This window comes from Arenimonas soli (genome assembly GCF_014643775.1).
Classification (GTDB): domain Bacteria; phylum Pseudomonadota; class Gammaproteobacteria; order Xanthomonadales; family Xanthomonadaceae; genus Arenimonas; species Arenimonas soli.
In genome coordinates, this window is sequence record NZ_BMKC01000001.1 from 1529891 (window position 1) to 1549593 (window position 19703).

Annotated in this window: 22 protein-coding genes; 12 read left to right on the forward strand and 10 right to left on the reverse strand. The window is 69.9% G+C overall.

All coding sequences use genetic code 11. From position 1 onward, the window contains the following. Positions 1-19 precede the first annotated feature (19 nt). From IEX13_RS07325 to IEX13_RS07340, 4 genes are read left to right on the forward strand one after another with little or no spacing between them, the layout of a single operon-like run. Positions 20-688 (forward strand): SCO family protein, encoded by a 669-nt coding sequence (locus IEX13_RS07325; RefSeq protein WP_188662624.1) that lies wholly within the window; start codon positions 20-22, stop codon positions 686-688. A 50-nt stretch (positions 689-738) separates the two neighbouring features. Then, complete coding sequence (gene asd, locus IEX13_RS07330) at positions 739-1527, forward strand: archaetidylserine decarboxylase (RefSeq protein ID WP_425489081.1); 789 nt, start codon at positions 739-741, stop codon at positions 1525-1527. A gap of 29 nt (positions 1528-1556) precedes the next feature. Further along, positions 1557-2279 carry an arginyltransferase gene (locus IEX13_RS07335; protein WP_188662627.1) on the forward strand — a complete coding sequence of 241 codons (723 nt, stop codon included), beginning with the start codon at positions 1557-1559 and terminating at the stop codon, positions 2277-2279. Then, positions 2164-3528 carry an endonuclease/exonuclease/phosphatase family protein gene (locus IEX13_RS07340; RefSeq protein ID WP_425489039.1) on the forward strand — a complete coding sequence of 455 codons (1365 nt, stop codon included), beginning with the start codon at positions 2164-2166 and terminating at the stop codon, positions 3526-3528. Before IEX13_RS07335 ends, IEX13_RS07340 begins: the two co-directional genes overlap by 116 nt. Before the next feature lie 18 nt (positions 3529-3546). Here the strand turns inward: IEX13_RS07340 and purT are convergent, their stop codons facing one another. Next, positions 3547-4755 carry a formate-dependent phosphoribosylglycinamide formyltransferase gene (gene purT / locus IEX13_RS07345; RefSeq protein ID WP_188662631.1) on the reverse strand — a complete coding sequence of 403 codons (1209 nt, stop codon included), beginning with the start codon at positions 4753-4755 and terminating at the stop codon, positions 3547-3549. 105 nt (positions 4756-4860) lie between these two features. Here purT and IEX13_RS07350 point away from each other — a divergent pair, with 105 nt between their 5' ends. The 5 genes from IEX13_RS07350 to IEX13_RS07370 all read left to right on the forward strand — a co-directional run bounded on the left by IEX13_RS07350 (position 4861) and on the right by IEX13_RS07370 (position 8317). Then, positions 4861-5781 carry a hypothetical protein gene (locus IEX13_RS07350; protein ID WP_188662632.1) on the forward strand — a complete coding sequence of 307 codons (921 nt, stop codon included), beginning with the start codon at positions 4861-4863 and terminating at the stop codon, positions 5779-5781. A 111-nt stretch (positions 5782-5892) separates the two neighbouring features. Then, positions 5893-6765, forward strand: coding sequence for an SPFH domain-containing protein (locus tag IEX13_RS07355; RefSeq protein ID WP_188662633.1), 873 nt, complete (start codon positions 5893-5895; stop codon positions 6763-6765). Positions 6766-6775: 10 nt separating this feature from the next. After that, entirely contained in the window at positions 6776-6949 is a 174-nt protein-coding gene (locus IEX13_RS07360; protein ID WP_188662634.1) for a type II toxin-antitoxin system antitoxin, read from the forward strand. Next, positions 6942-7481 carry a hypothetical protein gene (locus tag IEX13_RS07365; RefSeq protein WP_188662635.1) on the forward strand — a complete coding sequence of 180 codons (540 nt, stop codon included), beginning with the start codon at positions 6942-6944 and terminating at the stop codon, positions 7479-7481. The genes IEX13_RS07360 and IEX13_RS07365 overlap by 8 nt, the downstream gene beginning before the upstream one ends. Positions 7482-7498: 17 nt before the next feature. Further along, on the forward strand, positions 7499-8317 hold the full coding sequence (locus tag IEX13_RS07370; RefSeq protein WP_188662636.1) for a M15 family metallopeptidase: 819 nt from the start codon (positions 7499-7501) through the stop codon (positions 8315-8317). Here the strand turns inward: IEX13_RS07370 and IEX13_RS07375 are convergent. The 9 genes from IEX13_RS07375 to IEX13_RS07415 all read right to left on the reverse strand — a co-directional run bounded on the left by IEX13_RS07375 (position 8298) and on the right by IEX13_RS07415 (position 17316). Beyond that, positions 8298-8972 (reverse strand): DNA-3-methyladenine glycosylase family protein, encoded by a 675-nt coding sequence (locus IEX13_RS07375; RefSeq protein ID WP_188662637.1) that lies wholly within the window; start codon positions 8970-8972, stop codon positions 8298-8300. The genes IEX13_RS07370 and IEX13_RS07375 overlap by 20 nt on opposite strands. Positions 8973-8983: 11 nt before the next feature. After that, the gene (locus IEX13_RS07380; protein ID WP_188662638.1) at positions 8984-9334 is read right to left on the reverse strand and encodes a DUF423 domain-containing protein; all 351 of its coding nucleotides are present in this window, start codon (positions 9332-9334) and stop codon (positions 8984-8986) included. Further along, positions 9334-10374, reverse strand: coding sequence for a DUF4340 domain-containing protein (locus IEX13_RS07385; protein ID WP_188662639.1), 1041 nt, complete (start codon positions 10372-10374; stop codon positions 9334-9336). The genes IEX13_RS07380 and IEX13_RS07385 overlap by 1 nt, the downstream gene beginning before the upstream one ends. Positions 10375-10377: 3 nt before the next feature. Next, positions 10378-12243 (reverse strand): GldG family protein, encoded by a 1866-nt coding sequence (locus IEX13_RS07390; protein WP_188662641.1) that lies wholly within the window; start codon positions 12241-12243, stop codon positions 10378-10380. Between the two features lie 5 nt (positions 12244-12248). After that, entirely contained in the window at positions 12249-12983 is a 735-nt protein-coding gene (locus tag IEX13_RS07395; protein ID WP_188662642.1) for an ABC transporter permease, read from the reverse strand. Next, positions 12980-13909, reverse strand: coding sequence for an ABC transporter ATP-binding protein (locus IEX13_RS07400; protein ID WP_188662644.1), 930 nt, complete (start codon positions 13907-13909; stop codon positions 12980-12982). Before IEX13_RS07400 ends, IEX13_RS07395 begins: the two co-directional genes overlap by 4 nt. 67 nt (positions 13910-13976) lie before the next feature. Beyond that, complete coding sequence (locus tag IEX13_RS07405; RefSeq protein WP_188662646.1) at positions 13977-15368, reverse strand: SRPBCC family protein; 1392 nt, start codon at positions 15366-15368, stop codon at positions 13977-13979. 140 nt (positions 15369-15508) lie between these two features. Further along, positions 15509-16150: a response regulator gene (locus IEX13_RS07410; RefSeq protein ID WP_188662648.1), complete on the reverse strand. Its 642-nt coding sequence runs from the start codon at positions 16148-16150 to the stop codon at positions 15509-15511. After that, positions 16147-17316: a sensor histidine kinase gene (locus tag IEX13_RS07415; RefSeq protein ID WP_188662650.1), complete on the reverse strand. Its 1170-nt coding sequence runs from the start codon at positions 17314-17316 to the stop codon at positions 16147-16149. Before IEX13_RS07415 ends, IEX13_RS07410 begins: the two co-directional genes overlap by 4 nt. 148 nt (positions 17317-17464) lie before the next feature. Between IEX13_RS07415 and IEX13_RS07420 the strand changes: the two genes are divergently transcribed. The 3 genes from IEX13_RS07420 to minD are packed head-to-tail and all read left to right on the forward strand — an operon-like array spanning position 17465 to position 19703. Continuing rightward, positions 17465-18061 carry a GNAT family N-acetyltransferase gene (locus tag IEX13_RS07420; RefSeq protein WP_188662652.1) on the forward strand — a complete coding sequence of 199 codons (597 nt, stop codon included), beginning with the start codon at positions 17465-17467 and terminating at the stop codon, positions 18059-18061. Between the two features lies 1 nt (position 18062). Beyond that, positions 18063-18842, forward strand: a complete 780-nt coding sequence (gene minC / locus IEX13_RS07425) for a septum site-determining protein MinC (protein WP_188662654.1) — start codon at positions 18063-18065, stop codon at positions 18840-18842. Positions 18843-18893: 51 nt separating this feature from the next. Further along, positions 18894-19703 (forward strand): septum site-determining protein MinD, encoded by an 810-nt coding sequence (gene minD / locus IEX13_RS07430; RefSeq protein WP_188662656.1) that lies wholly within the window; start codon positions 18894-18896, stop codon positions 19701-19703.

Consider the following 19703-nt stretch of genomic DNA (forward strand, 5'->3'; position numbering starts at 1 on the left):
CAGGTCCCCGGGGTTCCACGTGTTCAATCGCCAGACGCTGCTCATCCTTGTCGCCGCCATCGCCGCCGGGCTTGGCCTCTGGGCAGCCCAGGTCGTGATGTCGCCGGGCACGGCGCCCTCTCCGGCAGCCCCGGCCGCGGCGCTGCCGGCGGTGGATCCGGACCGGCTCAAGGCCGTGCGCCTGTTCCCGGCGCCGCGCACCGTGCCGGCCTTCGCGCTGCAACAGTCCGACGACACGCCGCTGGAACCGGCCGAGCTGCTGGGCCGCTGGACGGTGGTGTTCCTGGGCTTCACCCACTGCCCCGACGTCTGCCCGACCACCCTGACCGACCTGTCCCGCGCCCAGGCCCAGTGGGACCACTTGCCGGAGGGACGCCGGCCGCGGGTGCTGTTTGTTTCGGTGGACCCGGAGCGCGACACGCCGGCCAAGACCGGCGAATACGCCCGCTACTTCCACGCCGACACCCTGGCCGCCACCGCGCCCGAGCCGGCGCTGGAAAACTTCGCCACCAGCCTGGGCCTTGTCTACATGAAAGTGCCGCTGGAAGGCGGCGACTACACCATGGACCACTCCAGCGCCCTGGTGGTGCTGGACGCGCAGGGGCGCCAGGTGGGCCTGATCCGCCCGCCCTTCGTGCCCGCGGACATCGCCGCCGACCTGGCGCTGCTGGCCGAGGTCGCGCCGTGAGCCCGAAGGTCGCGCTGCAGTACCTGCTGCCGCACCGGTTGCTGTCGCGCATGGCCTATGGCGTGGCGCGGTCCACGAACGGCCGCTTCAAGGACTGGCTGATCGCGCTGGTTATCCGCAAGTTCGGCGTCGACATGTCCGAAGCCGCCGACCCGGAGCCGCGAAACTACCCGCACTTCAACGCTTTCTTCACCCGCGAACTGCGTCCCGGTGCGCGGGTGGCCGACGCCGACCCCGACACCCTGTTGATGCCCGCGGACGGCAAGGTCAGCCAGGTCGGGCGCATCGAGTCCGGCCGCATCTTCCAGGCCAAGGGCCAGTCCTTCACCGCCGCCGAACTGCTGGGCGACGAGGCCATGGCCGCGCCCTACGCGGACGGCTGGTTCGCCAACGTCTATCTTTCGCCGCGCGACTACCACCGCGTGCACATGCCCTGGGCCGGCACCCTGGTCGAAACCCTGCACGTGCCGGGCCGGCTGTTCACGGTCGCGCCCTGGGGCGTGCAGGCGATCCCGCGCCTGTTCGCGCGCAACGAGCGCCTGGTCTGCCACTTCGAAACCGACTTCGGGCCGATGTGTTCGGTGATGGTCGGTGCGATGCTCGTCTCTGGCGTGGAAACAGTGTGGAACGGCGTCGAGATACCCGCCTACGCCAACACGCTGATCCGCCGCGACTGGCGCGGCAAGGGCGTCACCCTGGGCCGCTTCGCGGAAATGGCGCGCTTCAACTACGGCTCGACCGTGGTGCTGCTGTTCCCCCGCGACGCCGTCGAACTCGACAGCTTCGCCACCGAAACCCAAACCCGCGTCGGCCAGCGCCTCGGCCGCGTCGTCCGATGACCCCATTTTGCTTGGGATAGACTTGGGCGATGCGCAGTAGCGGCCAGCATGCGATCCGCCTGTTCCAGAGCCTGGAGCATCCCTGCGGCTACTGGCCGGACCGGCTGGCGCGCGACCTGATCATCGATCCGACCGACCCGCACCTGCCGTCGGTGTATGGCCAGGCGCTGGCGATGGGTTTCCGCCGTAGCGGTGGCCACGTCTACCGGCCCTACTGCGCCGGCTGCCGGGCCTGCATCTCGGTGCGCATCCCCGCCGAACGCTTCGAACCCAACCGCGCCCAGAAGCGCTGCCAGGCCCGCAATGCCGACCTGGTGGTGACGACGGCGCCGCCCGAGCGCACCGAGGAAAACTTCGGGCTCTACCGGCTCTACCTCGACACCCGCCACGCCGGCGGCGGCATGGACGACCCGGCGCCGGAGAATTTCGACGCCTTCCTGGCCTGCCGCTGGAGTCCGACCGAGTTCATGGAATTCCGGCTCGACGGCCGGCTGGTCGCCCTGGCCGTCACCGACGTCCTTCCGGACGGGCTGTCGGCGGTCTACACCTTCTTCGACCCCGCGCTGGCCGCGCGCAGCCTGGGCACCTACGCGATCCTGGCCCAGATAGACCGCGCCCGGCGCGAGGCCCGCGGCTATGTCTACCTGGGTTTCTGGATCGACGGCCACCGCAAGATGGCCTACAAGCGCGCCTACCGGCCGCTGGAATACCTCGACGGGCCCCGCTGGCGAAGCATGCCGGACCCGGAATGAGCGACGGCGTCACGTCCATCGGGCACAATCGCGCCCCATGCGCCCTGCCCTCCGTTCCGGCCTGCTGGCCCTGTCCCTGTTCGTCCTGGCGGCCTGCCGGGCGAATGCTCCCGTCGCGACGGCCGACCACGCGATGAGCCTGCGGTTCGCCACCTTCAATGCCTCGCTTTACACCGAACAGGCCGGCGGCCTGCTGGCGCGGCTGCAGGCCGGCGACCCGGACGCGCGCAAGATCGCCGCGGTGATCCAGCGCCAGCGCCCGGACGTGCTGCTGATCAACGAATTCGACTACGACCCCGAAGGCGCGGCCGCGGCGCTGTTCATGCGCGACTACCTGGGCGTCGGGCAGCACGGCCAGGAAGCCATCACCTACCCCTACCACTACCTGGCCCCGGTCAATACCGGCGAACCCAGCGGCCTGGACCTCGACCTCAACGGCCGCGTCGCCACGCAGGGTCGCGAACGCGGCAACGACGCCTGGGGCTACGGACTGCACCCGGGCCAGTACGGCATGCTGGTGCTGTCGCGCTACCCGATCGATACCGACGCGGCGCGGAGCTTCCGGCTGCTGCGCTGGGCCGCGATGCCGGGCGCCCTGGCGCCCAGGGACCCGGCCACGGGCGGCCCCTGGTACCCCGAGGAAACCTGGCAGCAGCTTCGGCTGAGCTCGAAGTCACACTGGGACCTGCCCGTGCTTACCCCGCTGGGCACCGTGCACCTGCTGGCCGCGCACCCGACACCGCCGGTGTTCGATGGCCCCGAGCGCCGCAACGCCGCCCGCAACCACGACGAGATCCGGCTGTGGGCGGAGTATGTTTCCCCGGGCGAGAAGCCCTGGCTGTGCGACGACCGGCAGCGCTGCGGTGGCCTGCCTGAAGGCGAACGGTTCGTCATCGCCGGCGACTACAACGCCGACCCGGCCGACGGCAGCAGCCTGCCGGGCACGATCCAGCTGCTGCTCGAACACCCGCGCGTGCTGCGCCATGCCACGCCTCGCAGTGAAGGCGCCGTGGCCGCCGTCGGTGGCAGTGCCGCCGACGCCGACCAGCATTCTTCGCCGGCGCACGACACCGCGCAGTTCGGTCCGCGCAGCGGCAATTTCCGGGTGGACTACGTGCTGCCTTCGGTCGGTTTCAGCGTGACCGGCAGCGGCGTGTTCTGGCCGGCGCCCGGGCAACCCGGCGCCGATTGGCTGGACGCGACGGACCACCGGATGGTGTGGGTGGACCTGGTCAACCCGCACTTGTAGCGGCGCCTTCAGGCACTCCTAAGGGATCGGATTCAGCGTGACCTGCAGCGCCCCGGCGGCCCGCCGCGCCTTGGCGCGCGCGGCTTCGACGTCGGTGTCCCGGGCCAGGGTGACGGCGACGCGTCGGTGGCCTTCCACGCGCGGCTTTCCGAACAGGCGCAGCTGGGTGTCGGCTTCGGCCAGCGCGGCATCGACGTTGCCGAACTCCGGCACGCCGTGGCCGGTGGCCAGCACCGCGCAGGACGCCGAGGCACCCAGGCTGCGGATCGTGGGAATGGGCAGGCCGAGGATGGCGCGGGCGTGAAGCGCGAATTCGCTCAGCTCCTGCGACACCAGGGTCACCAGCCCGGTGTCGTGCGGGCGCGGCGAAACTTCGCTGAACCACACCTCGTCGCCCTTCACGAACAACTCGACGCCAAACAGGCCCCAGCCTCCCAGGTCGTCGGTGATCGCCCGGGCGATGTCGCGCGAACGCGCCAGCGCGGCGTCCGACATCGGCTGCGGCATCCAGCTTTCGCGGTAGTCGCCATCCACCTGCAGGTGGCCGATGGGATCGCAGAAAGAAGTTCCGTCGCGGTGGCGCACGGTCAGCAGGGTGATTTCATAGTCGAAATCCACGAAACCCTCGACGATGCAGCGGCCCTGCCCGGCCCGGCCGCCGGACTGGGCGTAGGCCCAGGCCCTGGCGACATCGGCCTCGCCGCGCACGGTGCTCTGGCCCTTGCCCGACGAGGACATCAGCGGCTTCACCACGCAGGGCAGGCCGATGGCCGCCACGGCCTGGAGGTATTCGGCCTCGGTGTCCACGAAGCGATAGGGCGACGTCGGCAGGCCCAGGGTTTCGGCCGCCAGGCGCCGGATGCCCTCGCGGTCCATGGTCAGTCGCGCGGCGCGCGCGGTCGGCACCACGTGCAGGCCCTTGTCGGCTTCGAGTTCGACCAGGGTCGGCGTGTGGATGGCTTCGATCTCGGGCACCACCAGGTCGGGCCGTTCATGCGCGATCAGGTCACGCAGCGCCGCCGGGTCGAGCATGTTCAGGGTGTGCGCGCGATGCGCGACCTGCATGGCCGGCGCATCGGCGTAACGGTCGGCGGCGATCACCTCGACGCCGAAGCGCTGCAGTTCGATGGCCACTTCCTTGCCCAGCTCGCCCGAGCCAAGAAGCAGGACGCGGCGGGCGGAAGCGGACAGCGGCGTGCCCAGGGTGACGGACGACGGGTTGGACATGGCGGCGTTTGAACAGGCGGGTGGGCCGCCATTGTAGCGGCGTGGACCGCGTCGCCCGCCCTGGGTGCTTTCTGTCATGCTCGGGCCCTAGCCTGACGATCCGACATGACCCGCTTTCTTCTTCCCCACGCCCTTGCCGCCCTGCTGCCGTCCGCCCTGCTGCTTGCCGCCGCCCCGGCCCAGGCCGCGCGCTGGAGCGAGCCTGAAATAGGCGGCCTGGTGACGCACCGCGCCATCGGGGAAATCAGCGGCCTGGCCGCGGCCACCCATTTCCCCGGCCACTACTGGGTCATCAACGACAGCGGCAGCCCGGCGCAGCTGCACCTGGTGGACGGCAATGGCCGCTTCCAGGGCAGCGTGGACACGCCGGGCGTACCCAACCGCGACTGGGAAGACCTGGCCAGCTTCCGCTTCGAGGGGGGCGACTACCTGCTGATCGCCGACGTCGGCGACAATGGCGGCCTGCGCCGCGAGCTGCAGCTCTACGTGCTCGAACAGCCCCGCGATCTCGGCCAGCCGGCGCTGCTGGCCTGGACCATCCGCTTCACCTGGCCCGACGGCGCCCGCGACTGCGAGGCCGCGGCGGTGGACCCGGTCGCCGGCGAGGTGCTGCTGGTGTCGAAAAAGCGCGTGCCGGCGGAACTGTTCCGCGTGCCCCTGCGCCCGGGCCGCGACCCGGTGGTGGCCGAACGCCTGGGCACCCTGCCCGGCATCGAACAGCCCGACGCCGGCACCCTGGCCGAAAACCCCGTCTACGGCCGCTACCGATCCCAGGTGACCGCCGCCGACCTGAGCCCCAACGGCCGGGTGCTGGCGGTGCTGAACTACCAGTCGGTGCATTTTCTTATCCGCCCGCGCGGCGGCGACTGGCGCGAGGTCCTGGACCAAAACAACAAGATGCCGCACCTGTTGCTGCCCTGGCTGCCCCAGGCCGAGGCCCTGGCCTTCGACCCGGCCGGCACGGAAATGGTCATCGGCAGCGAACAGCTGCCCTCGCCATTCCTGCGCTACCGACTGATCCGCTAGCCAGGTCGTTGATTTTATTGGCTTGTTTCGGGAAAGCCGGGGCCATGACTTCCGGGGGATGACTTTTGATATCAGATTGATATCATCCTCCCATTCCCCAGGAGGCCCGTCATGAAAGAACAGCCCATCCGCTCCTTCCCCGGCATCCCGGCGCTGCTGGTCTTGCTGCTTGCCGCTGGCTTCGCCCTGTTCCTGTTCGTCCAGAACCTGCCGGGCAGCACCGGCGCAAGCGGCATGGCCCAGATCCTGAGCCTGTTGATCACGCTGGCCGTCTGCGTGTCCCTGGGTGGCTTCTACATGGTCGAACCCAACCAGGCCGCCGTGCTTAGCCTGTTCGGCAAGTACGTGGGCACCGTCAAGGACCAGGGCCTGCGCTGGAACAACCCGTTCTTCTCGGCCAAGAAGGTCAGCCTGCGCGTGCGCAACTTCGAGTCGGGCAAGCTCAAGGTCAATGAACTCGACGGCAGCCCGATCGAAATCGCCTCGGTGATCGTCTGGCAGGTCGTGGATTCGGCCGAAGCCGTCTACAACGTGGACGACTACGAAAGCTTCGTGCACATCCAGTCCGAGGCCGCGCTGCGCGCCATGGCCACGTCCTACCCCTACGACCAGCACGAAGACGGCACCATCGCCCTGCGCAGCCACGCCACCGAGATTTCCAAGCACCTCACCGATGAAATCCAGGACCGCCTGGCCCAGGCCGGCGTGCACGTCATCGAAGCGCGCATCAGCCACCTGGCCTACGCGCCGGAAATCGCCCAGGCCATGCTGCAGCGCCAGCAGGCCAGCGCGATCATCGCCGCCCGCACCCGCATCGTCGAAGGCGCGGTGAGCATGGTCGAGATGGCGCTCGAACAACTGTCGGCCCGCAACGTGGTCGAACTCGATCCCGAACGCCGCGCGCAGATGGTGTCCAACCTGCTGGTGGTGCTGTGCGCCGAACGCGGCACCCAGCCGGTGGTGAACGCCGGCAGCGTGTACTGAGGCCGGGGTCTTGGCGGAAAAAAAAGCCTACCCGCTGCGCATCAACACCAAGGTGCTGGACGCCGTCCAGCGCTGGGCCGACGACGAACTGCGCTCGGTGAACGCCCAGATTGAATACGTCCTGCGTGAAGCCCTGCGCAAGCAGGGCCGCCTGAAGAAACCCGAAGAGAACGGCGATGACTGACATGTTCCGCAACTTCGCGCTGCCCCCGATCGGCAAGGCGGCGATCTGGTTCGCCGTGGTCCTGGGCACCCTGGTGCCGGCGACCGCGGCGGTCCTCGCCATCAGCTTCGCCCGCGCGGAAGGCGACAAGGCCGTACTGATCCTGGCGATGCAGGCGCTGGTGGCGCTGGTCATCCTGGCCTTGCTGCTGCCGATGTGGCGGCGCCAGGTCGCCTTCGACGGCAAGCAGCTGCGGGTGAAGGCCACCTATTACAGCCGGCAGTCGCCGCTGGCGGATTTCCGGCTCGACCAGGCCCGGGTGGTGGACACGCGCGAACACGGCGAATTCAAGCCACTGCTCAAGACCAATGGCTTCGGGCTGCCGGGCTACTGGGCCGGGCACTTCATGCTGCGCGACCGGCGCAAGGCCTTTTGCCTGGTCACCGACGTTTCGAAGGTGCTGGCGCTGCCGCACGCCGACGGCCGGGTCTGGCTGCTGAGCTTCGAACACCCGAAAGCGGTGCTGGACATCCTGCGCCGCGCTGCCGCCTGACGCGCTAAGCTCCACGCATGCACGCCCTGGACTGGCACCTGGTCAACAGCCCCCACGTCGAAGCCCTGCCCGCGCGGCTGCTACGGCCGCGTGCGCGCGCCAACGCCGACGCCCGGGCCCTGGCCCTGGCGACGTGGTGCCTGCGGCGCAAATCCGACGGACGATTCCTGGCCACCTACGACGGCCAGCGCCTGCACGCGCTCCGGCACGGGCTGGCCCGCGAACCCGGCATCGGCGACGCCGTCGCCGCGATCGAGGCCGCCGGCACGCCCGGGGGGCCGCCGCTGCCGCTCGCCGGCCTGGAAGATCGCCTGGCCGCGCTGGGCCTGGACGCGTCCTACGGCGAGGACACCGGCCTGGCCCTGGTGCCCGAACCATCGCGACTCGAATTCGCCGGCTTCGACCGCTTCCGGCGCCCGCTGTGGCTGCGTGAACCGGCCGCGCGCGCCTGGCGCCGGATGCAGCGCGCGGCGCGGGCCGACGGCATCGTGCTCGACGCCATTTCCGGCTATCGCAGCCACGCCTACCAACTGGGCATCTTCGAGCGGAAGCTGGCGCGCGGGCAGACCATGCCCGAGATCCTGGCCGTGAACGCCGCCCCGGGTTACAGCGAACACCACGGCGGCCTGGCCATGGACATCGGCACGCCGGGCGAGCCCCCGGCCGAAGAAAGTTTCGAGGCGACGCCGGCCTTCGCCTGGCTGCGCGAGCGGGCCGGCGACTTTGGGTTCCGCATGAGCTACCCGCGCGGCAATCCGCACGGCATCAGCTACGAACCCTGGCACTGGTGCTGGCGCCCGGCGGCGCCGGACGACGCTAGTCCTGCGAACGCTTGACCGGCGCCTTTTCCGGCGCGGCGAAGTCGGCGATGCGCCACAGGTACAGCGCCGCCAGGGTGCGGTAAGGCCCCCAGGCTTCGCCGCGTTCGGCCAGGACCTTCGGCCGCGGCATGTCGTCGAGCTTGTCGAGCAGCTGCGCGCCCTTGCGCACGCCCAGGTCGTCGACCGGCAGCACGTCGGGCCGGCCGAGCTGGAACATCAGCATCATCTCCACCGTCCAGCGGCCGATGCCGCGCACGGCGGTCAGGCGTTCAATGATCTGGTCTTCATGCAGGCGGGCCATTTCGGTGGTCGTGGGCACTTCGCCGGCGGCCGACCGCGCGGCCAGGTCGCGCAGGGCCAGGGTCTTGTTGCCCGACACGCCGCAGGCGCGCAGGCCGGCGTCGTCGATGCGGGCCAGCGTGTCGGCGTGCAGCCTGCGGGCGCCGATCGCCGCCTCGACGCGGCCGACGATGGTCGCCGCGGCCTTGCCCGAAAGCTGCTGGTAGAGGATGGCGCGGGCCAGGGCGTCGGTGGGGTCGAAGCGCCGGCGCCAGCGTTCGCCCACGTCCAGTGGCCCGATGCGGTCGATCCAGCGCGCCAGCTTGCGGTCGCGCCGGCGCAGGTGCGCCGCGGCGAGGTCCAGGTCGAATCCGCGGCGGTAGCGGGCCATGGGGTCGGGGCTCAGCGCCGGAGCGTGTCGACGGCGAACATCAGCCAGCTGGCGATCAGCAGCAATCCGCCGGCGGGTGCCAGCCGCGTTGGCCAGCCCAGGAAAACCGCCCCGCACAGGCTGCCGGCGAACAGCAGCAGGCCCGCCAGCATCGCGCCAGCAGCCGCCAGCCGCAGGCGGCCGCTGGCCTCGCGCACCAGCAGCTGCAGGGCCAGGCCGTGGCCGAAGGCGAACAGGGCCGCCAGGCCGGCCCGGCCGGCCGCCTCGCCTTCCAGGCCATGGCTGGCGTAAGCGCCCAGCGCCACCGCCAGGCCACAGGCCAGGGCCCCGAAGGCGGCGAACAGGCGCGGCAGGCCCGGCATCAGCGCGGGACCAGGTGGTCGGCGCGCGACTTGAGCAGGTTGGCCGCCTTGTGCGACGGCAGCAGGAACTTGCGTCCCTCGAAGCGACCCTGCCACGCCTGCACCTGCCCGCGCAGCCGCGCCAGGCGTTCGGCCGATGGCTCGGCGTCTTCGCCGGCCTGGTCGAACCAGGCGGTGGCGGCGTCTTCGTCCAGGTCCAGCGACAGGCGTGCCCAGGTACCGGCCTCATCCTGCCAGCTGGCGATTTCCAGGCGCAGGCCGTCCACGGTTTCGTAGACGTGGCGCAGGCTGGCTTCGTGGCCGTCGTCCTGCGCCAGGCCGTCGAGCGCCAGTTGTTCGGGCACGGCCGCGGTGGCCGTGGCCTGGGCGTCGAGGCTGCCGCCCGCGGGCGCGCCACGCACGACGAAGGAGTCACCGTCGCGCTCCAGGCTGAAGTCGCGGCCCGAGGCCGGGCTGATGCGCACGCGTTCGGTGCGCGCCAGCGGCAGGTCCAGCAGGCGCCGGTCGAGCCAGGCCACCGGGTCGCGCGCCGGACTGAGGTCGGCGTCTATCAGCCAGGAGGCGTCTTCGCCCGCGACCCGCACGTAGCTGCCGCCGAGCCCGGGATGGTTGCGACCCACCACCAGCCCCAGGGGGTCGCCGCCACCTTCAAAGCGCAGTTCGGCGCCCTTGGCGTCGGCCTGGCTGACGTCTTCGACGCCCAGGCGCGCGTGCAGCGCGGGCTGGTCGGTCTTGGCTTCGATGCGGCGGGCTTCGCCCAGCCGGAACAGCGCCCGGCTGATTTCGCGCTGGTTGGCCGGCCAGCCGGGGTGCTGTTCCACCTCCCAGGCCTCGTCGCGGCGCACCAGCGACACCAGCAGGCGGTCACCCGCGCCGCGCACCTCGACCCGCTGCAGGCTTTCAATGCGGGCGGCAAAACCCGGCAAGGCCTCGCCGCTACTGGCGGGCGCGACGGCGGCGCGCTGCAGCAGGGCCCAGGTGGCCAATGCCGCCAGCCCCAGGGCCACCACCGCCAGAAGCACCAGCGAGCGCGTGCGCATGGCTCAGGACTCCGCGGCCCGCCGGCGCGACCAGCGGCGCCAGGCGACCAGCAGGGCCACCAGCACCACCAGCGCGGGCATGCCCAGGATGTTGATCAGCTTGAGCCGGTCGCCCAGGGCGTCGATGTCGGCGTTGAGGCGGTGCTGCACTTCGCGCAGCTCCTTGCGCATGCGCAGGCGGTCTTCCTGGTAGCGCAGGATCTGTGCCTGCTGGGCCGGGCTGATCGCCTGCGCCTGTCCTTCCGCGCCGGGCTGCTGCAGGGCGCCGAGCTGCAGCTCCAGGTCGTCAAGCTGCTGCTGCAGGCGCTGTTCGGTGGCGCGGTAGCGTTCTTCGGCGCCGCGGCGGATGCGTTCGACCCGGCTGAAGGGCCGGGCGGAAGGCGCCCGCGTGCGCACGGCGATCAGGTCGGCGTTGCCGACCAGGTTGTCGACCGCGTTGAAGACGAAATCGCCGTTGTTGGCGAAGGCGTTGTAGACCGGCTGGCCCAGGAAATCGTTCACCTGCACCCAGAGCCGGTCGGTCAGCACGTCGGTGTCGGCGACGACGATCATGTTGACCGGGCCGTCGCTTTCGGCCAGGTGGCCTGGCTCGCCCACGCGGTCGGGAAACGCGGTCTTGAGCCCGCCGGTGAAGCGGGCCGCCAGCACCAGCGGTTCGGCGCCGGGCTTGAAGCCTTCGCGTAGCGAATCGGGGTCGGACACGGCCTCGCGCACGGCCACCACGTCGGCCAGGGCGGCGCGGCGCGAGGTCTGGGCCAGCGGCTCCATCGCCAGGCTCGATTCACGCGCCAGGCCCAGGGCGCCCACGGTGGAAAAGTGCAGGGTCTCGAGCTCGGCGGACACGACGTCGTCCTGGTTCAGGACCTCCGCGCCCAGGCCCAGCACGGCCAGGTGGCGCACCGGCGGACCATTCGGGTCGGGCTGCACCTGCAGGGCATGGCGTTCGTCGAGCACCACGCGTTCCGGGTCGAAATTGATGCCCCAGGCCTGGAACAGCGGCCCCAGGTGCGAGGCCTGCGGCACCGCCGCGGACAGCGGGTCGAGCGGGTTGATGCCGCTCTGGTCGGCCTCGGCGTCCGGGTCCAGGAAGGCCAGCAGGCGGCCACCGCGCAGCACGAACTGGTCGATCGCCAGCAGGGTGTGTTCGGGCACGTCCTTGGGATGCACCAGCAGCAGCAGGTCGACGTCGTCGGCGATGTCCGCGGGCATGCCCTGGTGACGGCGCAGCTCGAACAACTCGCGCAGCTGGCGGTCGATCACCCAGCCCGGCTCCGGGCGCCCGCTGGGGTCCATGCGCGGACCGGTGGGCAGGCCGCTGATCATCGCCACCACCGGTCGGTCGGCGCTGCCCAGCGAACTGACCAGCTTGGCCACGTCGTATTCCAGGAAGGCTTCCTTGTCGGGCTGGATGAAGGGCATCAGCGACTCGCCGTCGGTGCTGTTGCTGCCGACCAGGCCGAAATAGAGCTTGTTGCCGGTGCTGCCCAGCGGGATGGCCTGCAGCCCGTAAGCGGCGGCCTGGTCCTCGGCTTCGGAGAAGGGCTCGGGGTCGATCACTTCCAGGCTGACCCGGCCGTCCGAACGCGCGGCGATTTCCTCCAGCAGCTCGCGCACGCGGGTGGCGTAGCTGCGGAACTGCTGCAGTTCGCCGGTGGCGTGTTCGGAGTAATACAGCTTCAGCGTGACCGGGTCCTGCACGTTCGCCAGGATGCGCAGGGTGCCGTCGGACAGGGTGTAAAGGCCTTGTTCGGTGAGGTCGACGCGGGCGCCGCGCAGGGCCAGGGTGGAAAGCGACACCAGCGCCACGAAGGCCAGCGCCAGCAGCGCCAGGGCGAACAGGGGGGCGGAACGTCGGTTGAACATCTTCATGGCGTTCAGTCGGCCTTCTTCATGTCGATCACCAGCACCGTCGCCCACAGCCAGGCGGCGATGCACAGCACGAAGAACACCACGTCGCGCAGGTCGAGCACGCCGCGGGTGATGGCCTGGAAGTGGGTGAGGAAACTAAGGCCGGCGAAGGCGTCCACCAGCGGCTGCGGCGCCCAGCCGCGCACCATGTCCAGCGCCATCGGGAAGCCCGCCAGCAGGAACAGCAGGCACACCACCACGGTGAGGATGAAGGCCACCACCTGGCTGCGTGTGGCCGCGGAAAGCGCCCCGCCCACGGCCAGGAAGGCGCCGGCCATCAGCCAGCTGCCCAGGTAGCTGGCGACGATGAGGCCATGGTCGGGTTCGCCCAGCCAGGCCACGGTGACCCACATCGGGAAGGTCAGCGCCAGCGCCAGGCCCAGGAAGGCCCAGGCCGCCAGGAACTTGCCCAGCACCGCCTGCCAGACCGTCAGCGGCAGGGTCAGCAGCAGCTCCAGGGTGCCAGCCTTTCGTTCTTCGGCCCACAGTCGCATGGCCACCGCCGGCGCCAGCAGCAGGTACAGCCAGGGATGGAAACTGAAGAAGGCCTGCAGGTCGGCCTGCCCGGTTTCGTAGAAATTGCCCAGGTAGAAGCTGAAGGCCCCCGACAGCACCAGGAAGATGACCAGGAACACCGCCGCCAGCGGCGTGGCGAAATAGGCGCCGAACTCGCGGCGCAGCACCGGCCAGACGCCGCTCATGCCTGCTCCTCCTGGGTGGTGATGCGACGGAAGACTTCGTCCAGGCGCCCCCGTTCGGTCTGCAGGCCGCTGTGCTCGACGCCGCGCTGGCGCAGGCGTTCAGCCACCGCATCGGTGGACACCGGCCGGCCCTGCGGGAAGACATAGAGCCGGCCGTCGCTGCTTTCCTGGTGGAAGCCGCTGACGCCCGGCATGCCGTCGAGCGCCGCGCGCGCGGCGATGCTGTCGGCCGCCAGCAGCGACACCGCACCCTGGTAGCGCGACCGCGCCAGCAGTTCGGCCGGCGTGGCGTCGGCCAGCACCTTGCCGCGGGCGACGACCATCGCGCGGCTGCACACCGCCTCGACTTCCTCGAGGATGTGGGTGGACAGCAGCACCGTGCGGTCGCGGGCGAGTTCGCGGATGAGGCTGCGCACTTCGTGCTTCTGGTTGGGGTCCAGGCCGTCGGTGGGTTCGTCCAGCACCAGGGCCGGCGGGTCGTGCAGGATCGCGGCGGCCAGGCCGACGCGACGCTTGAAGCCCTTGGACAGGGTGTCGATGGGCTGGTGCAGCACGCCCTGCAGGGCCAGGCGACCGATGACCGCATCGAGGCGGCTGCGGCGGACGTCGCCGCGCAGCCCGCGCACGTCGGCGATGAAGCCCAGGAACGCCAGCGGGCCCATCTCGCCGTAGCCCGGTGCCCCTTCGGGCAGGTAGCCCAGCGCCCGGCGCGCGGCCATCGGCGCCGTCTGCACGTCGTGGCCACAGACGCGGGCGGTACCGGCGCTGGGCGCCAGGAACCCCGCGATCATCTTCATGGTGGTGGACTTGCCGGCCCCGTTGGGGCCCAGGAATCCCAGCACTTCGCCGGGTTCGACCTTGAAACTGATGCCGTCCACGGCCAGCAGGCGGCCGTAGCGTTTGTGCAGGGCATTGGCTTCGATCATCGGGTCTGGGTTCTCGTTGTCTCCACAAACGACAGGGCGGGCCATCTGGCCCGCCCTGCGTGTTTCATTACTCGGCGGACTCGGTTTCTTCCGCGTCGGCCGGGGCGTCTTCTTCCCCGGCGTCGCCCTCTTCGCCCGGCGGCGGGCTGCCTTTGCCCTCCGCGACCGGCTCGGGCACCAGCTGCACCGCGGCACCCGGCATCTCATTGCCGACCTTCACCGGCCAGTAGGCCTGGAATTCGGCGGTGTCGGACAGCATGTCCTCGATCTTGATGCGGTAGTCCTCGTAGGGACGGTCGGCGGTTTCGGCGCCGCGCACCATCGCCCAGGCACGGATCAGGTCGCGCACGCGCGGCAGCGCCGGCGCCGGACCCACGTAGGTGGTGGTGACCGCGCGATGGGCCGGGACCTGCAGGTAAACCACCGGGTTGGCGGTGTTGTTGCGGCCGGGCTTGATCTCGATGTCCAGCACTTCGGGCATGGCGCCGGCGTCGAACGGGTCGTCGAGCTGCACGCGCTCCTGGGAGATCTTGGCGATGCGCTCCTCGGCGTCGGCGCCCTCGGCGGCGGCCCCGTTGCCTTCGGCAGCCTCTTCGCCGTCGGCAGCGGCGACGTCATCGCCTTCTTCGCTGGCGTCTTGCTCGCCGGCCGGGCCGGAGCCTTCCGGGCGGACCGGCATCACCACGTCGAAGCCGTAGGCGTCGGAGCCGAACTCGTTGGTGACGATGCGCAGCGGGCCGGCGGACTCGAGCTCGTTTTCTTCCATGACCTGCTCGATCCACTTGAGCTGGTTGGTCATGGCCACGGCGATGTCGTCGTTGGCGCGCTTGGCCGTGGCGGTGGCCGACAGCACGTTCTGCGCCGGCAGGTCGACGAAGGCGAACTCGGCGTCGTGCTGGCTGTAGTCGAAGCGCGGGATCGTGGCGATCAGGTTGCTGAACTTGCCCAGGCCGAGCTTCATGTCTTCGCCGACGTTGTCGGTGACGTACAGGCCGGCGTAACGACCGATCAGGTCGTAGCCATAGTCGACGTCGAAGGTCTGGGTGATCTTGACGTTCTGCTTGCGCTGGCCGGTGCGCTCGAAGTCGAAGGTCATGGTCTTGTTGGAGCCGCGACCCGGGGTGTCGAGGGCATAGACGATCTTGCGGCCCGGCTCGAACTCGACCAGTTCCCAGCTGCCCTCGCCGACCGTGGCGTCGTTGGAGTGGAAGGACAGCTTGGCGCCGACGCCCGATTCGGGGCCGGTAATGTCCAGCTTCATGCGCGGGTCGTGGTTGACCAGGGCGTTCCAGTCAGCAAAACGGGTGTAGCTGGACAGGATGTCGTTCACGGTCGACATCGGACGGTTGGTCTCCACGGAGTGGGACACCGTGCGCGTCGCCGGCAGGAACAATGCGATCACGACGAACAGCGCGGCGACGATCAGCAGGGAAATAAGCCACTCGATAACTCGGGTCATTCGGGAATTCTCCAGGAACGGCCCCCAGCCGGAAGACGTGCCCGGCCGCAGGAACGGGAGAGGATATCAGGTCAGGACGGCCCCCGGCAGGGGGTTTTCGTTACGGGCGCGACAAGGCCGCCGCGGCGGCCCGTGCCGGCCTACACCAGCTTGAGTTCGAAGGCCTTGAGCACAGCGCGGGTGCGGTCGCGCACGCCCAGCTTGGACAGGATGTTGGAGACGTGGTTCTTCACGGTGCCCTCGGCCACGCCCAGCGAGTTGGCGATTTCCTTGTTGGAGAAACCACCGGCCATCAGCCTCAGGATCTCGGTTTCCCGATCGGTGAGCGGATCGGGCTGGTCGAGGCTGACGAACTCGTTCTGCAGGCCTTCCAGGCCGGACAGCAGGCGCTGGGTGACCGCCGGCTGAACCAGAGAGCCGCCATCCGCCACCGTCTGGATGGCCGATACCAGCTGGTCGAGCGACACGTCCTTGAGCAGGTAGCCGCGGGCACCGGCGCGGATGCCGGCCAGCACCAGCTGGTCGTCGTCGAAGGTGGTCAGGATGATCGTCGGTGGCAGTTCGCCCTTGGCGCCCAGGGCCTGCAGGGCCTCCAGGCCCGACATCACCGGCATGCGCATGTCCATCAGCACGACGTCGGGCTTGATTTCGGGAATCAGCTCCACCGCCTGGCGGCCGTCGCCGGCCTCGGCCACGACTTCGATGTTGTCGGCCAGTTCAAGCAGGGACTTCACGCCCTGGCGCACCAGGGTCTGGTCGTCGACTAGGCACACGCGGATCATGCGGGTTTCTCCAGGGGAAGTCGGATGTCGAGCGCGAACCCCTTGCCGCGCCCGGTGATGATATCCACCTGGCCGCCGCAGCTGGCCAGGCGCTCGCGCATGCCGCGCAGGCCGTTGCCCGGCGCCAGCGTTTCGGCGCCGGTTCCGTCGTCCCGGGCCTGGATGCGCAGCCCGCGGGCGTCGCGGCTAAGGGTAAGCCAAAGCGTGGACGCGCCGGCATGGCGCACGGCGTTGGTGATGATTTCCTGGGCGCAGCGCAGCATGACGTGCGCGTATTCGGGATCCTCGACCAGCAGCGGGTCGGGCATGTCCAGCCGGATGTCCAGGGCCGGCACGCCTTCGGCCAGGGTGCGCACGGCGCCGCTGAGGTCGACGGCGCCGTCGTGGCGCATCTCGTTCACCGCCTCGCGCACGTCGGTGAGCAGCAGCTTGGCCAGGGTGTGGCTCTGGCGCACGTGTTCCTGGGCCTTGCCTACGGTCAGGTGGCCGGCCACTTCCAGGTTCAGGCTCAGGGCGGTCAGGTGATGGCCCAGCAGGTCGTGCAGTTCGCGGGAGATGCGCACGCGTTCGCTCATGCGCGAGCTTTCGGCCAGCAGGGCCCGGGTGGCGCGCAGTTCGGCGTTCAGGCGGCGCTGCTCTTCGCGGGCCTGGGCCTGCTGCATGGCGATCAGGCCGATCACCATGGCGAAGCTGGAATAGCCGACATAAGTAAGCGCCTGCATCACCGCCAGACCCGGCGTGTAGCCCTCCATGCGGCTGAACACGGGGATCAGCGCCGCGTGCTGGAGCATCAACCAGACCACGCCCACCTTGATGTTCACCAGCCAGGGGATGACGCCGGCGATGATCATCATCAGGATCGCGCCCATGCCGGTGCCGGTTTCGGCGCTTACCAGGATGGCCGAGAGCGTCAGCGCCGCCAGCAGCAGCAGGTCGCCCAGCCGCTGCTGGCGGAAACCCAGGGAATGGGTGACTTTCCAGTAGATCAGGCCGAAGGCCAGGTAGGCCGACACCGCCACCGCGGCGCGCGGGGCCGGGCCCTGGGCAGCATCGCCGTCGTCGGCGCCCAGGTACCAGGTGAACACCACCAGCGGAATGCCCAGCACGAACCAGGTGAACAGGCCGGCGTAGCGCAGCAGCTGGGTATGGGTGAGTCGGTTCAGCATCGGGGCATCTTACGGCGGTCTTGCGGCCGTGCACGCCCCCGGAAGTCATGTGGCCCCTCCCGCCCCGCCGGCGGGGCACCCGTGCGATAATCCCGCCCCGATCGTCCGCCCCCCTGGCGGCCCCAACGCCATCGGAGTTCGTAGTCCAATGCCGATCACCATCCGCGACGTGCGCGAGCACGAGCTGGATTCCGTCGTAGCCGTGAACAACGCCGCCGGCCCGTCCATCCTGCCGATGGACCTGGCCAAGGCTCGCTTCTTCTGGGAACACGCCGAATATTTCCGGGTCGTCGAACAGGACGGCCTGGTGTCGGGTTTCCTGGTTGCCCTGGGCCCGGACGCGCCGCACGAGAGTCCCAATTTCCAGTGGTTCCGGGAGCGCTACCCGGACTTCCTCTACATCGACCGCATCGTCATCGCCCGGCCCCGCCGGGGCGGCGGCCGCGGCCGCGCCTTCTACGCCGACGTCCAAAGCTTCGCCGAAGTGCGCCGGCCGCTGCTGGCCTGCGAGGTGTTCCTGCAGTCCGGCAACGACCCGGCGCTGCTGTTCCACGGCCATTTCGGCTTCCGCGAGGTCGGCCAGAACGTGATGTCGGCCAACGGCATCCGTGCCTCGATGCTGCTCAAGGAAATGTGCAGCTACCCCTTCGTGGCCGAGACCTACGGCGGGCGCCTGCCCGACGTGCCCTGGCTGCAGTCCCGAACCCTGCCCGGCCGCCGGCCGGTCCTGGCGACGGGAACCTGAGATGGCGGCCAATCCCGATTACGAACAGGCCGGTGAGCTCAAGTTCGGCCAGGTGGGCATCGCCAACCTGCGCGTGCGCACCCTCGACCCCCAGCGACTGGCCGAAGAAATGGCCGACCGTGTCCGGCGCGCGCCCAAGCTTTTCGCCCGCGCCGCGGTGGTGGTGGATTTCGGCGGCCTCAGCCAGTGCCCCGACGCCGGCCAGACCCGCGCCCTGCTTGACGCCCTGCGCGGCGCCGGCGTGCTGCCGGTGGCCCTGGCCTACGGCACCAGCGCCGTGGAGGCCCTGAGCCAGGACGTGGGCCTGCCCCTGCTGGCCAAGTTCCGCGCCGCCTACGAACGCGACGGCGAACTGCCCGCGGCCCCCTCGCCGGCCCCGGCCCCGGCCCCGGCCGCCCGGGCCGCGGAAGCCGCCGCCGCGCCGGTCCCGGAAGCCCCGGCCACCCGGGCCGAACCCGGCCTGGTGCACCTGCACCCGGTGCGTTCAGGCCAGCAGGTTTACGCCCAGGACCGCGACCTGACCCTGTGCGCCACCGTCGGCGCCGGCGCCGAGGTGATCGCCGATGGCTCGATCCATGTTTATGGCGCCCTGCGCGGACGCGCCCTCGCCGGCGCCTCGGGCGTGACCTCCGCGCGCATCTTCTGCCGTGAATTCCATGCCGAACTGGTCGCCGTCGCCGGCCACTACAAGGTGCTCGAGGAAATACCCAAGGAACTGCTGGGCAAGCCCGTGCAGATATGGCTCGAGCATGACAAGCTGCGGATCGAACAGCTCGGCTGACCCCCCAACAACAGACGCCCCCAGGGCGCAAACGCGTTACGGAGAACATTAGTGGCTGAAATCATCGTGGTGACCTCGGGCAAGGGCGGCGTCGGCAAGACGACCTCCAGCGCCAGCCTGGCCTGTGGCCTGGCCCGGGCCGGCAAGAAGACCGCCGTCATCGACTTCGACGTCGGCCTGCGCAACCTGGACCTGATCATGGGCTGCGAACGCCGCGTGGTGTACGACTTCGTCAACGTGGTCAACGGCGAGGCCAGCCTCCGCCAGGCCCTGATCAAGGACAAGCGCTTCGAGAACCTGTTCGTGCTGGCTGCCTCGCAGACCCGCGACAAGGACGCGCTGACCAAGGAAGGCGTCGAAAAGGTCCTCAAGGACCTGGGCGAGGAAGGTTTCGACTTCATCGTCTGCGACAGCCCGGCCGGCATCGAGAAGGGTGCGTTCCTGGCCATGTACTTCGCCGACCGCGCGGTGGTGGTGGTCAACCCGGAAGTCAGCTCCGTGCGCGACTCCGACCGCATCCTGGGCCTGCTTTCGAGCAAGACCAAGAAGGCCGAAGATGGCGGCCGCGTGCAGGAACACCTGCTGCTTACCCGCTACAGCCCGCGCCGCGTCGAGGCCGGCGACATGCTGTCGATCAAGGACGTGCAGGAAATCCTGGGCCTTGAAGTGGTCGGCGTCATCCCCGAATCGCCCGAGGTGCTGCAAAGCTCCAACGCCGGCGTGCCGGTGATCCTGGACGAGGCCTCGCCGGCCGGCCAGGCCTACACCGACGCCGTTGCCCGCATCCTGGGCGAAGAGCGCCCGATGCGATTCACCACCGTCGAGAAGAAGGGCTTCTTCTCCAAGATGTTCGGAGCTTGA

What these genes read in the sequence shown, in the direction of transcription:
- IEX13_RS07340 (WP_425489039.1), top strand. Translation starts at nt 2,164, where the DNA reads ATGTCTACCTGGGTTTCTGGATCGACGGCCACCGCAAGATGGCCTACA.
- IEX13_RS07370 (WP_188662636.1), top strand. Translation starts at nt 7,499, where the DNA reads ATGCACGCCCTGGACTGGCACCTGGTCAACAGCCCCCACGTCGAAGCC.
- IEX13_RS07405 (WP_188662646.1), bottom strand. Translation starts at nt 15,368, where the DNA reads ATGACCCGAGTTATCGAGTGGCTTATTTCCCTGCTGATCGTCGCCGCG.
- IEX13_RS07355 (WP_188662633.1), top strand. Translation starts at nt 5,893, where the DNA reads ATGAAAGAACAGCCCATCCGCTCCTTCCCCGGCATCCCGGCGCTGCTG.
- IEX13_RS07380 (WP_188662638.1), bottom strand. Translation starts at nt 9,334, where the DNA reads ATGCCGGGCCTGCCGCGCCTGTTCGCCGCCTTCGGGGCCCTGGCCTGT.
- IEX13_RS07400 (WP_188662644.1), bottom strand. Translation starts at nt 13,909, where the DNA reads ATGATCGAAGCCAATGCCCTGCACAAACGCTACGGCCGCCTGCTGGCC.
- IEX13_RS07415 (WP_188662650.1), bottom strand. Translation starts at nt 17,316, where the DNA reads ATGCTGAACCGACTCACCCATACCCAGCTGCTGCGCTACGCCGGCCTG.
- purT (WP_188662631.1), bottom strand. Translation starts at nt 4,755, where the DNA reads ATGTCCAACCCGTCGTCCGTCACCCTGGGCACGCCGCTGTCCGCTTCC.
- IEX13_RS07335 (WP_188662627.1), top strand. Translation starts at nt 1,557, where the DNA reads ATGCGCAGTAGCGGCCAGCATGCGATCCGCCTGTTCCAGAGCCTGGAG.
- IEX13_RS07365 (WP_188662635.1), top strand. Translation starts at nt 6,942, where the DNA reads ATGACTGACATGTTCCGCAACTTCGCGCTGCCCCCGATCGGCAAGGCG.
- asd (WP_425489081.1), top strand. Translation starts at nt 739, where the DNA reads ATGGCCTATGGCGTGGCGCGGTCCACGAACGGCCGCTTCAAGGACTGG.
- IEX13_RS07350 (WP_188662632.1), top strand. Translation starts at nt 4,861, where the DNA reads ATGACCCGCTTTCTTCTTCCCCACGCCCTTGCCGCCCTGCTGCCGTCC.
- IEX13_RS07420 (WP_188662652.1), top strand. Translation starts at nt 17,465, where the DNA reads ATGCCGATCACCATCCGCGACGTGCGCGAGCACGAGCTGGATTCCGTC.
- IEX13_RS07395 (WP_188662642.1), bottom strand. Translation starts at nt 12,983, where the DNA reads ATGAGCGGCGTCTGGCCGGTGCTGCGCCGCGAGTTCGGCGCCTATTTC.
- IEX13_RS07375 (WP_188662637.1), bottom strand. Translation starts at nt 8,972, where the DNA reads ATGGCCCGCTACCGCCGCGGATTCGACCTGGACCTCGCCGCGGCGCAC.
- IEX13_RS07410 (WP_188662648.1), bottom strand. Translation starts at nt 16,150, where the DNA reads ATGATCCGCGTGTGCCTAGTCGACGACCAGACCCTGGTGCGCCAGGGC.
- IEX13_RS07385 (WP_188662639.1), bottom strand. Translation starts at nt 10,374, where the DNA reads ATGCGCACGCGCTCGCTGGTGCTTCTGGCGGTGGTGGCCCTGGGGCTG.
- IEX13_RS07390 (WP_188662641.1), bottom strand. Translation starts at nt 12,243, where the DNA reads ATGAAGATGTTCAACCGACGTTCCGCCCCCCTGTTCGCCCTGGCGCTG.
- minC (WP_188662654.1), top strand. Translation starts at nt 18,063, where the DNA reads ATGGCGGCCAATCCCGATTACGAACAGGCCGGTGAGCTCAAGTTCGGC.